General features: G+C 56.8%; 10 protein-coding genes. 8 read left to right on the plus strand and 2 right to left on the minus strand.

Annotation, left to right across the window (positions count from 1 at the left end):
- Nucleotides 1-122 precede the first annotated feature (122 nt).
- From mfd to Fuma_RS36525, 4 genes are all read left to right on the plus strand, one after another.
- A complete protein-coding gene (mfd, locus tag Fuma_RS29855) occupies nt 123-3629 on the plus strand; it encodes a transcription-repair coupling factor (RefSeq protein ID WP_077027334.1) in 3507 nt (1168 codons plus the stop codon).
- 673 nt (nt 3630-4302) lie between these two features.
- The gene (locus Fuma_RS29860; protein ID WP_077027335.1) at nt 4303-4725 is read left to right on the plus strand and encodes a hypothetical protein; all 423 of its coding nucleotides are present in this window, start codon (nt 4303-4305) and stop codon (nt 4723-4725) included.
- On the plus strand, nt 4722-5735 hold the full coding sequence (locus Fuma_RS29865; RefSeq protein WP_077027336.1) for an endonuclease/exonuclease/phosphatase family protein: 1014 nt from the start codon (nt 4722-4724) through the stop codon (nt 5733-5735). The genes Fuma_RS29860 and Fuma_RS29865 overlap by 4 nt, the downstream gene beginning before the upstream one ends.
- 94 nt (nt 5736-5829) lie before the next feature.
- Nucleotides 5830-6180 (plus strand): ArsC family (seleno)protein, encoded by a 351-nt coding sequence (locus Fuma_RS36525; RefSeq protein ID WP_349680171.1) that lies wholly within the window; start codon nt 5830-5832, stop codon nt 6178-6180.
- Between the two features lie 78 nt (nt 6181-6258).
- On the opposite strand, the gene Fuma_RS29875 is transcribed toward Fuma_RS36525, so the two are convergent.
- Together Fuma_RS29875 and pyrE are read right to left on the minus strand one after the other, a co-directional pair.
- Entirely contained in the window at nt 6259-7116 is an 858-nt protein-coding gene (locus tag Fuma_RS29875) for an alpha/beta hydrolase (RefSeq protein ID WP_077027338.1), read from the minus strand.
- A gap of 94 nt (nt 7117-7210) precedes the next feature.
- On the minus strand, nt 7211-7882 hold the full coding sequence (gene pyrE, locus Fuma_RS29880) for an orotate phosphoribosyltransferase (protein WP_077028645.1): 672 nt from the start codon (nt 7880-7882) through the stop codon (nt 7211-7213).
- Between the two features lie 237 nt (nt 7883-8119).
- On the opposite strand from pyrE, the gene Fuma_RS29885 reads away from it, so the two are divergent.
- From Fuma_RS29885 to Fuma_RS29900, 4 genes are all read left to right on the plus strand, one after another.
- Nucleotides 8120-8632, plus strand: a complete 513-nt coding sequence (locus tag Fuma_RS29885) for a hypothetical protein (RefSeq protein WP_077027339.1) — start codon at nt 8120-8122, stop codon at nt 8630-8632.
- A gap of 109 nt (nt 8633-8741) precedes the next feature.
- Complete coding sequence (locus tag Fuma_RS29890; protein ID WP_077027340.1) at nt 8742-10547, plus strand: DEAD/DEAH box helicase; 1806 nt, start codon at nt 8742-8744, stop codon at nt 10545-10547.
- 145 nt (nt 10548-10692) lie between these two features.
- The gene (locus Fuma_RS29895) at nt 10693-13305 is read left to right on the plus strand and encodes a PSD1 and planctomycete cytochrome C domain-containing protein (protein WP_218922325.1); all 2613 of its coding nucleotides are present in this window, start codon (nt 10693-10695) and stop codon (nt 13303-13305) included.
- Nucleotides 13305-14765 (plus strand): DUF1501 domain-containing protein, encoded by a 1461-nt coding sequence (locus Fuma_RS29900; protein ID WP_083732423.1) that lies wholly within the window; start codon nt 13305-13307, stop codon nt 14763-14765. The genes Fuma_RS29895 and Fuma_RS29900 overlap by 1 nt, the downstream gene beginning before the upstream one ends.
- Nucleotides 14766-14992 lie beyond the last annotated feature (227 nt).

The raw sequence follows: 14992 nt of genomic DNA on the forward strand, positions 1-14992 counted from the left end.
ACCCTGAATTCTGAAGCCCGGCTTTTCGAAAAAGCCGGGCTTCTTTTGTATCGATCGCCTGCCACCCACATTCAGTGGGTCAGTATGGCAATTCCAAACGCTGTCTCTACAATTTCACGGCAATGACACGTGATTCCCAGCAGGTCCCAACCTCGCTTGCTGAACTGACTGCGTTAATTAAAGCTGCACCGGGGTTTGCCGACGTCCTTAAGGCACTCGAATCCGGCCAAAGCGGCGCGATTGATGGAGCTTGGGGTTCGTCATGCGCGCTAAGTGTGGCTGCTTTGGCCCGGGCGGCTCCGGCAAGCACCTGGCTGGTGGTGGTGCCCAGCGTTCGCGACATCGACGACTTCTACGATCAGTTGGCGGAATTCCTGCCGTCGGACGCAGAAACCAAGCAGTTTCCTGCCTGGGAAACGCTGCCCGATGAACACGACGTGACCGACAGCGTGTTTGCCGCGAGGCTGGGAGCGGTGCGGTTCCTGAATGAAACTGGAGGGCAGAAAGAGGAAAGCCGAAGCGATGCGGCAGCCGCAGACCAGCAGTCGGCTGTGGCCGCTGATCCGTGGCATTTTTCGGCGGACACCAGCGAGCCGCTGCCTGGTGCGTCCGAAGTGGAGCTCGCCAAAGAGCCGACGCCGCCGAACTCTCAGAGGAAATCCGCGAATGCAGGTCCCGCGCTAATCGTGACGTGTCTGCCCGCACTGCTGCAGCCCGTCCCCGCTCGCGCTGACATTGAGGGAGCGACGCGTCGGATCAAGGTCGGCGACGAATTATCCCTGGAACCGCTCCTCGACTGGCTGATCGAACGCAGCTTCGACCGTGTAACTGCCGTCGAATTGCCGGGGGAGTTCTCTGTTCATGGCGGCATCCTGGATATCTATCCGCCGACCGAACCTGATCCCATTCGTATCGAACTGTTTGGTGACGAAGTCGAATCGATTCGTAGCTTCGACGTGGAAACTCAGCGACGACTAAACGATTTGGACGAAGTCGCCGTTGTCGCTCCCAAGCCGGTGAAGCCCCCCGACAAGCCTTCGCCAGGCGACAGCCTTCGTCCTCATACAGCGATCGCAACCGCCACCGAATCGCTGCTCGATTCGCTGCCGAAGGACACGGTCGTGGTTCTCAGCGACATGGCTCAGGCGATCAGTGAAGGCAAGATGTATCTGCAGCGGCTGTCCAATCCGATAGGTATGTTCAGCGTCGACGCCACGATGGCGCGACTGACAGATTTTCCTTCTGTCACGATTGATGGTCTGGGAGCCGACAGTTACGAGACGTCGTGTCATCTGAAAATTGAAGCCGTCGAACGCTTCGCCAGCACGGGGCGCGACGCCCTGCCCGACCTCGCCGAATCACTCGGGCCAAACGATCGAGTTCTGTTGTCGTGCCACAACGAAGGCGAAAAAGAACGACTGGTCGAACTGATCGCGGAAACGGATGCGTCGGAAGGCCTGACTCTCAGCGAACGCATCTCGCTGTGCGTTGGCCGAGTCTCAAACGGCTTCCGCTTTGTCGAACGTGGCCTGATGGTCATCAGCGACAACGAACTGTTTTCGCGATCGCAGGCACGCAAGGTCAAGTCACGGCGCAAATCCGCTGACACTCGCGCGATCGATACGTTTTTGGATCTGAAGGACGGTGATCTTGTCGTTCACGTCAGCCAGGGGATCGCGAAGTATCGCGGCATGGCTTTGATGGACAACGAAGGGGAAAAGGAAGAGCACCTGCTGTTGGAATTTCGCGACAGCCTGATCGTGTACGTGCCGGCGTCGCTGATTCATCTGGTGCAAAAATATATCGGCCCGGCCAAGTCGATGCCCGAACTGTCAAAGTTTGGCGGCACGGCGTGGGAAAAGAAGAAGGGCAAAGTTGCCGAAGCCGTCATCGACATGGCGTCCGACATGTTGAAACTTCAGGCCGAACGCAATTCGAAGCCGGGCCTGCAGTGCCAGCCGGATTCGCACATGCAGCAGGAATTCGAGCAGGCGTTTCCGTTCACGCCAACAGTCGATCAGGTGACCGCAATTTCGGACTTCAAAGAGGACATGCAGCGCATCCGTCCGATGGACCGTCTGATCTGCGGCGACGTTGGTTTCGGTAAAACTGAAGTCGCCATGCGAGCCGTCTTTAAAGCGGTCGACAATGGACGTCAGGTGGCCGTGTTGGTGCCCACAACCGTGCTGGCCGAACAGCACTTCCGCACGTTCAGCGAACGCATGGCCGAATTCCCGGTCAGCGTTGAAATGCTGTCGCGGTTTCGGTCGGCGGGCGAACAGAAAAAGATTATCGAGAAGCTTGGTAAGGGCGAAATCGATATCGTCATTGGCACGCATCGCCTGGTATCGAAGGACGTGAAGTTCCGTGATCTCGGACTGCTGGTCATCGATGAAGAACAGAAATTTGGCGTGAAGGTTAAGGACCGCCTGAAGCATCTGCGGCTGGAAGTCGACATTCTGACGCTGACTGCCACGCCGATTCCACGAACGCTGCACATGTCGCTGTTGGGTATCCGCGACATCAGCAGCCTCACGACACCGCCCCGCGATCGTATGCCGATTGAAACGCGAGTTGGCCGGTTTGACGAATCGCTGATTCGCAGTTCGATCATTCGGGAACTGAACCGAGGCGGGCAGGTTTACTTCGTTCACAATCGAGTTCACGACATTCAACGGATTGCTGATCTCCTGCGGCAGATCGTCCCGGAAGCAACACTCACGATTGCCCACGGCCAAATGACGCCGGACGAATTGGAGATCGCGATGCTGGACTTCGTGGCTGGCAAGGCGGACATTCTTCTGGCCACGACGATCATCGAAAGTGGTCTGGACATTCCCAATGCCAACACCATGATCATTCATCAGGCGGACATCTACGGTCTGGCGGACCTGCATCAGTTGCGTGGTCGAGTCGGCCGCGATCGGCATCGAGCGTACTGCTACCTGATGCTGGAAGAGGGCAAGGTCGTCACCACCAAAGCGACTCGCCGCCTGAAAGCGATCGAAGAATACAGCGAACTGGGTGCCGGATTCCGCATCGCTATGCGAGACCTTGAAATCCGCGGTGCAGGTAACATTCTCGGCACCGAACAAAGCGGAAATATCGCGGCGGTCGGCTACGAATTATATTGTCAGCTTCTTGAGAATTCCGTTCGCACACTCAAAAAACAACCGCTGCGATATCAAACTCATGTGAAGATCGAACTTCCTGTCTCGGCCTTTATTCCGGATCGTTACATTTCAGAACAGAAGTTGAAGATCGAAGTTTATCGCCGACTCTCCCAGGCGAATTCTCTGCAACAACTGGCTGAACTGGAAGAAGAACTTCGCGACCGCTTTGGCCCCGTTCCCACACCCGCCAAACGCATGATTCGGTTGCGGGAACTGAACCTGAGAGCCCTCGCCTGGAAGATCGAGAACGTTCGCCTGGAGGATGGGTACGCCGTGTTTCGGTATCGTGATGTGAAAATGATTAAGGTGCTTAGCTATCTGCATAAAGGCCACTTACGAGTTGTCGATCAACACGACGCCTACTGGCCACTGGAGGCTCGAGAAGAAGACGGCACCGCCGTCATGGAAGAACTGATCAAAGCCCTGTCCGAAGCCGAACCACCAGTGCCCGAATAGCCGGGCCGCCCCGGCGGGCGATTGGCGTTGTGGTTGGGTGACGGTGTGGAAGCTGAATCGCCGGCGTTGCTCACGTTGTTCGCGGGAGGCCGGGCTGCCCCGGCGGGCGATTGGCGTTGTGGTCGGGTGACGGTGTGGAAGCTGAATCGCTGGCGTTGCTCTCGTTGTTCGCGGGAGGCCGGGCTGCCCCGGCGGGCGATTGGCGTTGTGGTCGTGTGACGGTGTGGAAGCTGAATCGCTGGCGTTGCTCTCGTTGTTCGCGGGAGGCCGGGCTGCCCCGGCGGGCGATTGGCGTTGTGGTCGTGTGACGGTGTGGAAGCTGAATCGCCGGCGTTGCTCACGTTGTTCGCGGGAGGCCGGGCTGCCCCGGCGGGCAATTGGCGTTGTGGTCGGGTGACGGTGTGGAAGCTGAATCGCTGGCGTTGCTCTCGTTGTTCGCGGGAGGCCGGGCTGCCCCGGCGGGCGATTGGCGTTGTGGTCGTGTGACGGTGTGGAAGCTGAATCGCCGGCGTTGCTCACGTTGTTCGCGGGAGGCCGGGCTGCCCCGGCGGGCAATTGGCGTTGTGGTCGGGTGACGATGTAGAAGCTGAATCGCCGGCGGTGGCTCGTTGTTTGCCGGAGGCAGCAAACGCCCTTGTTGTGGCGGCCAATAGACTTTGAGGTTCCAGCAAAAATGAATGACTCAACCGCAGTACCACTCATCCGATATCTCAACACAGATCTGGATCTGGTCTGCGACACGGACCCGAAGTTCCTGATCGATGACGTCGAAAAATCTGGCCTATACGCTCACGCTCACGATGGCGGCGACGGAGTGTTTAAGGTCCTCGTTGAGGACAGGAATGATTCTGAGCCGGAACCCAACATTATTCGGTTGCTGGAGGCGATTGAGACACTTTCAGAGGCAGGCCGGAGAGTCTGGAATCGCTGCTCGAAACGCGATTTCAACATCGGCTACGACTGTGGCGACGGACCCTGGGGGTTTAATCAGGGCCTGTCCAATCAGACACTCCGTCGAATTGTCGAATGCGGCGCGACAGTCAGTATTACGCTTTATCCTTTTCGGCCTGAGACGGAAGGTGAAGAAACGTCGTGACGGAAAAGGGAACAGCACTCAGTCCTCAGGTTTCGACAAATTTGAAATCAGCTCGCCGACAACAGTTGCGCAGGTTTTTTGCGTTGCCGCTCATTTTGACTGCGACCGCCGGCGTGGCTGTGCGTGCAACCGTACGGGATTCTGTTCCGTTTCTCTCAGCAGTCTTCTATGCAACTCCGTGGCCCTTGCTGGCCGTCTGCTTCCTTGCGGTGGCCGGATTGTTGAAACCAACAGCATCGCGTACGACCTTTCGACTACTACTGCTTTCTGCGGGAGCATGTGCGCTGATCTTTTTCTATCAACACTACGAATTTCCCGCCGATCGTTCTGTTGCCATCGAAGCTGATTCTTCGTCTGATCGTGATCTCAAAGTCGTGTTCTGGAATGTGGCTCGCGGCTTGCGTGGTTGGGACCCGGTGTTCGACAAATTGAAGCGGCTTGACGCGGACGTCTACGGCTTGGCCGAAGTGGATCCTCTGGACCACGATATGCTGCAGCGGTTGCAGCGTGAGTTTCCAAACTACGAAGTCGCTCCGTTTCAACATGGCATGGTGATTTTGAGCCGGTTCCCTATCGCGTCGCGGCAAAATATTGAGACCGCCAGTAACGCGTTTTTTGCTAGCGCTGACGTTGAAGTTGCCGGGCAGCAACTGCGTTTTATTGTTGCCGACATGCATAGCTGGCCGCTGCTGTTTCGAGAAGCGCCGATGCAAACGCTTTGCGAAATTGCGATGGAAACCGCTGACCGGCCGACCGTCTTTATGGGAGATTTGAACACGCCCAACGATTCGGTGTTTTGCGACAGGTTCCGCGACGAATTTGTCAGTCCGTTCGAACAACAGGGCCGCGGTTTCGATTGTACGTGGCCCGTTCCGCTGCCGGTCATGGCCATTGATCATCTGTGGGTGAATAAACTCTGGGATGTGAAGAGCTGCAATCTTGGCTGGACGTGGGTGTCCGATCATCGTCCGATTATCAGCGAGCTGCGGCTTCCGGTCGTAGCGCCATAACATGACTGGCCGATTTACGACCTTCGACTAAAATCGCCTCTGTTAGGTGCAAATCGTGCGCACCATTCCGTCACAAGTCTTGGAAAGGGCTATCATGGCCAAAAAAGCAGACTGGCGCTACCACCGCAAAGGCTGAACATCGTGTACCCGCGCGCAGGAGTTTCTTGCGACCCATGATGTTGATACGAAAACAGAAATCGATGCCAAGAAGGAACGCTTCGGCGAAGAGGGGGCTCTTTCGTTGCTTGAAGGCATGACGAAAATGTTCGTCGCCAAGGGCAAAAAGGTGACCGAGGTAGACCTGAAAAAAGACCGGCCCGACGATGCCGCTCTTGCGAAACTGATGCTCGGGCCGACCGGCAACCTGCGAGCTCCAACCATTAAGGTGGGCAAGACCGTGCTGGTTGGGTTTCATCCGGAAACGTATGAGGCAGTGTTCGGATAGTTTCGTCTGTATCTGTAGAAGCCCGGCTTTTCGCCAGGGCCGGGCTTCTCACTTTCACCGCAGCAGGCAGCAGGCTGACTATTCGGCTTCGGCATCGTTCTCTAGATATGCTGCCAGCCGGTCGATTGCTTCATCTTCATAGAAGCCTCGACCGCCGTGAACGCCGCCGCGAATGATTTCAAACTGAACCGGTCGTCCCAGCTTTTTGTACCGGGCGTGCAGTTCATGAGCCTGTTCGATGGGCATTTGAGGGTCCCGGTCCCCGTGAATGAGCATCAGCGGCGGATCGTCTTTGTCCACATGAGCCACCGGGCTGGCCAGCTTTGCCAATTCGGCTTTTTCATCCGGCTGTCCGCCCAGCAGAAGTTGCAATGCTGGCACGCGAACCCTTAAGCCGTGCGGCGTCGACTGCGACAAAATTGTCTGCAGGTTGGACGCTCCGTAAAACGAAACGATCTTTTGAACGTCTGAAGAAGTGCCAACGTGGTCGCCGAGTTCGCCTTCCAATTCCTTCACGCCGTTGCTGACACCCACCAGCGCCGCGAGGTGGCCACCGGCTGAAGCGCCCGCGATGATGAAGCGATCCGGGGCAACGTTGTACTTGCCCGCGTTCGCTCGCAGAAAGCGAATCGCCGCCTTGATGTCGTGAATCTGAGCCGGAAACTTTGCGACGGGGCTCAAGCGATAGTCCACGCTGGCGATCGCATTCTGATGTTGTAGTAAATGAGCAATGGGCACACTGGATTTCGAGCCCGCGCGCCACGCTCCGCCGTGAACCCAAATCACCAGCGGAGCTGCCTTGACGTTCGCTGGCTGATAGATGTCAAGCAACAGACGGCGACCATCAACGGTGGCGTATTCGATGTCGCGATGAGTCGGTTCGGCGGCGACGGCGATTGATCCGGCGAGTACTAAGCAAATTGCGATACGGAGCATCTGATTCTTCCTCCAAACACCAAACCGGTAGGTCGCTGGTGCCGTAATTCTGTGCCAAACCTCGAAGACAAGGCATCCGTTTGGAACGAACCGCCTACGCTTCGCCACCGTACTGTGCACGATACGCCTGAATTTTTTCGAACAGTTCATCCGTCACGACCACTGTTCCATCGACTTCGCGGCCGCGCAGGAAGTTTGCGATTTCTGCAATGTCGACGATCGCGAATGTCTGCATCGAAAATTCGTCCCGCAATTCCGTCAAAGCATTCAGTGTCCCCTGCCCTCGTTCCATACGATTGACTGACACCACCAGCCCGGCCACTGTGACATCGGCCGCCGTCTTCAGCACGGGCACCGTTTCGCGAATGGACGTCCCTGCTGTGGTCACGTCTTCCACGATCAGCACTCGTTCGCCAGCGACCGGTTTGTGGCCAACCAGAGTTCCACCTTCGCCGTGATCTTTGGCTTCTTTGCGGTTGAAGCAAAACGGAACGTCGGTGCCTCGGCGGCTAAGTTCCATACTGACGGCGACGGCCAGCGGGATGCCTTTGTAGGCGGGGCCGAACAGGAAATCGAACTCCAGCCCGGACGCCTGAATGGCATCCGCATAAAACCCGGCCAGCCGGTTCATTTGTTCGCCGGTGCGGTAACGTCCCGTGTTGATGAAGAACGGCGTTTTCCGGCCGCTCTTAGTGGTGAAGTCGCCAAACGTCAGTACGTTCGACCGTACCATGAATTCGATGAAGTCTTGTTTATAGGTTTCCAATGTTGTCGCCATCCCGTCGTCTGATTTTCTGATTTAAGCCCGTTCGGACAGAATTCTATCAACCTGGCCGCAAGCTGCATCTCTGTAACTGTCCCAACCTGTCCTTCCCGATCATCGCTAAAGACAGCCTGACCCGCGCGACGATGAGGCTCATCGGAGTTCGGTCTTTCTCGACGACTCCTTCCGGCAGATTCTGCCGCTGTGTGGTAACCCGAACAGAAGGCGAGAGTACATCGGATGTCGAAGAACGGACATTCAGAGCAACTGCGGCTGGGCTTTCTGGCCGCCGTCGAAGTCGATGGCCGAGGCTACGTGGGTGGCCTGCTGGTCACGAACCACAATGGCCGTCCGCTGGAGTTTCAGTGTACGACGCCGGTGAAGCCAGATCGCACACAGGAGATTCTGTACGGCAAGATGCTGCGGCCGTGGCTGCTGGGCGAACTGATCGGCCGCACTCTGCTGGAACGAGTTTCGATCAAGCCCGACATTGTGATCACGGCTGACGTCGATATTCTGGAATTGCGAAATCATACCGACACACCAGTCGCCTGTACTTCAGAGGGCAAGATGTCCAGCGGGACGATGGAACTCGGCGGTCGCAAATTGCGCTTTCACGAAACTCACCAAAACGACAGTGACTTCGTCAGCCAGCAGACGCACCTGATTCCCGGGCAGGCCGATTTGGAAGAACCACTGGAGCGAGTCAACGAAGCATTGAGTGAAACGATTAAGACCGTGATGGCGCGGTAGTTGCTTGAGTATTCAGCGTCCGGGTGACTTTGGTTCCCTGACCGATTCACGCCGACTGCGCTCGTCTTTGTAGAGTCAGGTGTCACCGTACGTTCACGGAAGAACGAACATGTCTATCCCGATCCCTGAATGCCAGCTCATCAATCTGGATGCCACGGCTGGTCTCGCCAGTGCTGGTTTTAATCCGGCACTGAAACGCGTTCCGCAGGTGGGCACGGTTCCCATTCCGTTGCAGCACCGTCCCGACTTTGTGCCGTCGTGGAAGCCTCGACGTATTCCGGTCAAGTGCATCGGCTTAACTCTGCCCGAAGGCGTTGCTTTCCAACCGCCCGCAGAGAAAAACGAAACGCAATCCGATGGCGTCACGCTAAAAAAAATTGCTCCACCGAAGAAGAAGAAAAACGAAGACGGTGACGACAAGCCGCAGCGGACGCGTATCAAGCCGCCGAAGAATGCGCTGTCGCTGCAGGACCGTCTGTTCTACCTGCTGCAGCCGCCGCTCGAAACATGGCTGGCCGGGCAGGAACTCATCATGCCCTTCGAACCATTTCCGTACCAGTACGAAGGTATTGCCTGGATGTTCGCCCGGCATTCAGCATTGCTGGCCGACGAAATGGGACTCGGCAAAACCATGCAGACCATCACCGGCATCCGGCTGCTGTTGCGCAGCGGGCAGGTGAATCGCATTCTGCTGATTTGCCCGAAGCCGCTGATCCCCAACTGGCAGCGAGAATTCCGCACCTGGGCTGAAGAACTTCCTATCGTCACGATTGAAGGCAGTGGAGCTCGCCGCCGCATGCTGTGGACTATGCCTGGCGTTCCGATTCTGATCACGAACTATGAATCCATGACCCGTGACCTGGCCGAGTTCCCGGAAGACGAACAACCGAAGTTCGACCTTCTGGTGCTGGATGAAGCTCAACGCATCAAAAACCGAGATTCTCGAACGGCCGAGGTGGCGCGCGGCATCAATCGCAAACGAAGCTGGGCCCTCACAGGAACGCCCATCGAAAACCGGCCAGAAGAACTGGCGTCGCTGTTCGAATTTATGGAGGTCATTCCAGCTCGCGCTTCACCTGATTTGCGTCAGCTATCCGCGCTGGCCGACGAACACATCCTTCGGCGAACCAAAGACCTCGTCATGAAGGACATGCCGCCGCGCATCGATCGCGACGCCGAACTGGAACTGACGGATGCGCAGCAGTACGCCTACACGACGGCTGAAAAAGAGGGCATCATTCAGTTGAACGACTTGGGCGATTCCATCAGCGTTCAGCACGTGTTCGAACTTGTCATGCGGCTCAAGCAGCTTACAAACTTTGATCCATTAACCAACGAGAGTGCCAAGCTGGAACGTCTTGTCGCCGACATGGAAGAAATCGCGGCCAGCGGCGGCAAAGCGATTTTGTTCAGCCAGTGGACGAAGACAATTGACTGGCTGGAACCACGCCTTAAGCAATTTAATCCGTTAGTTTATCACGGCGGCGTGCCCACCAAAAAGCGCGAACCGATTCTGACGAAGTTCAAGGAAGATCCGGACGCTCACATCATTCTGATGAGCTACGGAACGGGAGCCGTGGGCCTGAATCTGCAGTTTGCTCACTACGTCTTCCTGTACGACCGCTGGTGGAATCCTGCGATCGAAGACCAGGCCATCAACCGAGCACACCGAATCGGCGTGACGGCTCCGGTAATTGTCACTCGCTTCATCTGCAAAGACACAATCGAAGAACGCATCGACCGGGTGTTGCGAGAGAAGCGAGAAATGGCAGAAGCCGTTCTGGGTGAGGGCGACAACGAAAACGTCTCGCTGGGCATGAACGCGTCAGAGATCTTTGGCTTGTTTGACCTGAAGAAACGCACTCAACCCGGCAAGTCAGAGAGTATCGGCCCTGCAAAGCCGGCAGCGGCTTAGCGGCCATTTCCGCAATTTGGTGCGGGATGAGGCCGAAAATTAGTTGCCACTTGGAATGACGCACCACGCTTGGCATAATAGATCCTCCCCGCGGCCTCTGTGCCCAATCGTCCAACCTGCAATTTGCCTTCCCGCCATGCATCGTATGCCTTCAATTGCCGTTGCGCTGATTCTTCTTGCGTCATCGCTTTGCGCTGCAGAACCGGCGCCGAAATTTGAAACTCACGTCCGCTTAATCCTGAAGACGCACTGCTTCCATTGCCACGGCGAAGAAGACGAAGTCGCCGGTGGGCTGGACGTTCGTTTGGCCCGCTTCATGAAAACAGGCGGTGATTCCGGCGCGGCGATTGTTGCGGGAAATCCGGAAGACAGCCTGCTGTTTCAGCGAGTTCGTGACGGAGAAATGCCGCCGGACGAAGGCAAGCAACTGTCTGAAGAAGAACTGAACGTTCTGCGCGAATGGATCGCTCACGGTGCCGAGACTGTGCGGCCGGAACCGGAATCGATCGATCCGAACGCCATGCTGATCACGGAAGAAGAGCGCTCTCATTGGGCATATCAGCCAGTCAATCGGCCCAGCCCGCCGACCGTCCAGCACAGCGAAATGGTGGCCAATCCAATCGACTCATTCTTGATGTCACGGCTTGAATCCGAAGGCTTCACGTTTAGTCCTCGCGCTGCCTCGGAAGATTTGATTCGTCGTCTGTATTTGGATCTACACGGCCTGCCGCCGACGCCCGAACAGGTGGCGGCATTTGTCGCTGATTCCAGTCCCGAAGCGTGGGCAAAGCAGGTCAATGAGCTACTGGAATCGCCTCGCTATGGCGAACGATGGGCGCGGCACTGGCTGGATACCGCCGGCTATGCAGACAGCGAAGGCTACAACGACGTCGACTCTGAACGGCCACACGCGTGGCGGTATCGAGACTACGTGATTCGATCCTTCAACGCCGACAAACCGTTTGATCAGTTCATCCGCGAACAACTCGCGGGCGACGAAATGGTGACTTCGCCACGCAACAATCTTTCTGAGAAGGATGTTGAACTCCTGGTCGCAACTGGCTTCCTGCGAATGGCTCCGGACGGAACTGGCGGAGCGACTCCGGATGCGAAAGTGGCTCGCAACGACACTATTGCAGACACGATTGCGATTGTCTCATCATCGCTGATGGGAATGACGGTCGCGTGTGCTCAATGCCACGACCATCGCTACGATCCAATTTCGCACGAAGATTACTATCAGTTTCGAGCGATCTTTGAGCCGGCGTTCGATTGGCAGAAATGGCGGAACCCAGCTCAACGACGAATTTCACTGTACACTGACGCTGACCGAGCGGAAGCCGCGAAGGTCGAAGCGGAAGCGAAGGTGCTGGATGCCGCCCGGTCGAAGAAGCAGGCTGAGTTTATTGATGCGACGTTCGAGAAGCAGTTGGCCAAGCTGCCCTCCGAAATTCACGCTGCTGCTCGAGCCGCTCATAAGGTTGCAGCCAAGGATCGGACAGCCGAACAGAAGGCACTGTTCAAGAAGAATCCAAGTCTGAACGTTACGGCCGGTTCGTTGTACCTATACGACAGGAAGGCGGCAGACGAACTCGCGAAAATGGCGGCAGCCGCGAAAAAACTGCGAGCTACCAAACCCAAACAAGAATTCGTCCGAGCTCTCACCGAGGTCAATGGGCGGGTTCCGGTCTCGCATCTGTTCCATCGCGGTGATCATGAGCAACCTAAACAGGAATTGCTTCCCGCAGGTTTGACTGTGGTCTCTCAGACGGCTGAGTTGCCGGAAATCCCAGCAAACGTCGAGCAAATGCCTACGACTGGCCGTCGTCTTGCCCTTGCCGATCGACTAACGAACCCTCAGCATCCGCTTACGTCGCGAGCGCTTGTTAACCGCGTGTGGCTGCACCATTTTGGTCGCGGGTTGGTGACAACGCCGGCTGATTTCGGAATGCTGGGGCAGAAGCCCGAACACCCGGAATTGCTGGATTGGCTGGCCGCCGAATTTATGGACAGTGGCTGGAGTCTGAAGCATCTTCATCGACTGATTCTGACGTCCAATGCGTGGCAGCAACAACTGCGTGACAATTCCGAATTGGCAACTGCCGATCCCGATAACCAGTGGTATGGCGGTGCGAGACTGCTGCGTCTGGACGCCGAAGTCGTTCGTGATTCTATGCTCGCCATGTGCGGCAAACTGAATGACAGGGCTTTTGGTCCACCCGTGCCCGTGATGGCGGATCGCGTCGGTAGGTTTGTGATTGGCAAAGAAAACCTAAACGCCGGTCGGCCCGGTCCGGAACTCGACCTGAAGGGGGAAGAGTTCCGACGCAGCATTTACATTCAGGTGCGCCGCAGTCGGCCGCTGTCTGTTTTGGAATCGTTCGACCAGCCGGTCATGTCACCGAATTGCGATCTGCGCCGACCGTCCACCACGTCGACGCAATCGCTGATGATGATGAACAGCGACCTGCTGCTTGAATACTCTCGCTATCTGGCCGAGCGACTGGAAGGCGAGGCCGGAAGTGACATGGCGGCGCAAGTGCAGTTGGCCTGGCAGCTGGTCTACACACGAATGCCCGAACCTTCTGAACAGCAATCTGCGCTGCAGTTCCTGAAGGATCAACAGGCTCATTTTGCAGCGATGCCTGCCTATCAGCCCAACGAAAAGAAGCCGCCTAAGTACACGGCTGCTCAGGAAGCATCGGCGTTGATGTGCCAGATGTTGCTTAGTTCCAACGAATTTCTGTATGTCGACTGATGAACATGAATATCGAAAACCAAACGACCCACGAGTCGGCTCGTCGCCATTTCCTGGCCAGCAGCGCTATGAGCGTAAGTTCTGTTGCTCTGGCATGGATGTTCAACAACGAACGCGCGAACGCTGATTTTAAGAAGCCGATTGAGCAACCCGTCTTCGATGCCACACCGAAGACACCGAAGAGCGAACCGTCAGCAAAGGCAATGATTTCGCTATGGATGCAGGGCGGCCCAAGTCATCATGACATGTTCGACCCCAAGCCGGGTATGGCGAAGTACGACGGCAAAGAATTCCCCGGCGACATCAAATATGACAACGCAGCTCAGGCCAGTTCCAAAGTCTTCGCATCACCATGGAAGTTTGCACCGCGTGGCGAATGTGGTATGGAACTGTCGGAACTGATTCCTCACACGGCAACGGTCGCCGACGACATTTGTCTGATCCGATCGACGAAGACCGGCGTCAACAATCATGGCCAGTCGATCCGAGCTCTACAAACCGGTCGCATTGTAGCTGGCCGGCCTGCTCTGGGCAGTTGGCTGACCTATGGCCTTGGCTGTGAAGCCGATAACCTGCCCGCGTTTTTGGCGCTAATTGATCCGGGGCAATTGCCGGTGCTTGGCGTGGAAAACTGGTCCAACGGCTGGCTCCCTTCCATCTATCAGGGAACCGTTGTCCGCCCGACAGAGCCACGCATTTTGGACCTCACACCGCCGCCGCACTTGAAGGGCAAGGCTCAAAAACGAGCTCTCGAATTCCTTGAGCAACTCAACGAACGGCACATCGCGGACCGACCGGGACAGCTTGACCTTCAGGCACGAATCGCCAGCTATCAGCTCGCCGCAAAGATGCAGACGGCCGCGACCGAGGCGCTGGACCTGAGCGGCGAGACCAAGGCGACTCAGCAAATGTACGGCATCCACGAGAAGCCGACCGCGGAATATGGCAGCCGCTGTTTGATCGCTCGCCGTTTAATCGAACGCGGCGTCCGCTTTGTGCAGGTCTACACGGCAAACCAGCTGTGGGACAGCCACGGCAGCATTCTGGGCCGCCTACCTGCGGCCTGTCAAAAGGTCGACAAACCGTCCGCCGCGCTGGTGAAGGACCTCAAACAACGCGGACTGCTGGATTCTACCGTCGTCCACTGGGGCGGCGAAATGGGGCGTCTGCCCGTTGTGCAGAACGACGCGGGCCGCGCGAAGATCGGTCGCGACCATAATACTCACGGCTTCAGCATGTGGGTGGCTGGCGGCGGCTTCAAAGCCGGTCACGTCCACGGCAGCACGGACGAATGGGGCCACAAGGCGGTCGAAGATGTCGTCAATCACTTCGACTACCACGCGACACTGCTTCACCTGTTTGGGCTGGATCATAAAGAACTGATCTTCCGCCGCAGCAACCGCGATCAGACGCTGACAGATGGTCAGCCGGGCAAAGTTGTTCAGGGATTACTGGCGTAAGCCGGTCGTTTAACCCCAATACCGTTCAATAATTGTCTCATCTCAATGAGCCGCAGGGCGTTAGCCCCGGTTTTCTCAGCATTTCTTGTCCTCATGGAACCGGGGCTAACGCCGCGCGACTAATTATTGAACGGTATTGGGGTTAAACGAATCACAAACGCTCGCTGTACCAACGCAAAAGCCCGGCACCAAACCGGCACCGGGCTTCCCCTCGAATTTGCTGTCGC

Source organism: Fuerstiella marisgermanici, from assembly GCF_001983935.1.
Classification (GTDB): domain Bacteria; phylum Planctomycetota; class Planctomycetia; order Planctomycetales; family Planctomycetaceae; genus Fuerstiella; species Fuerstiella marisgermanici.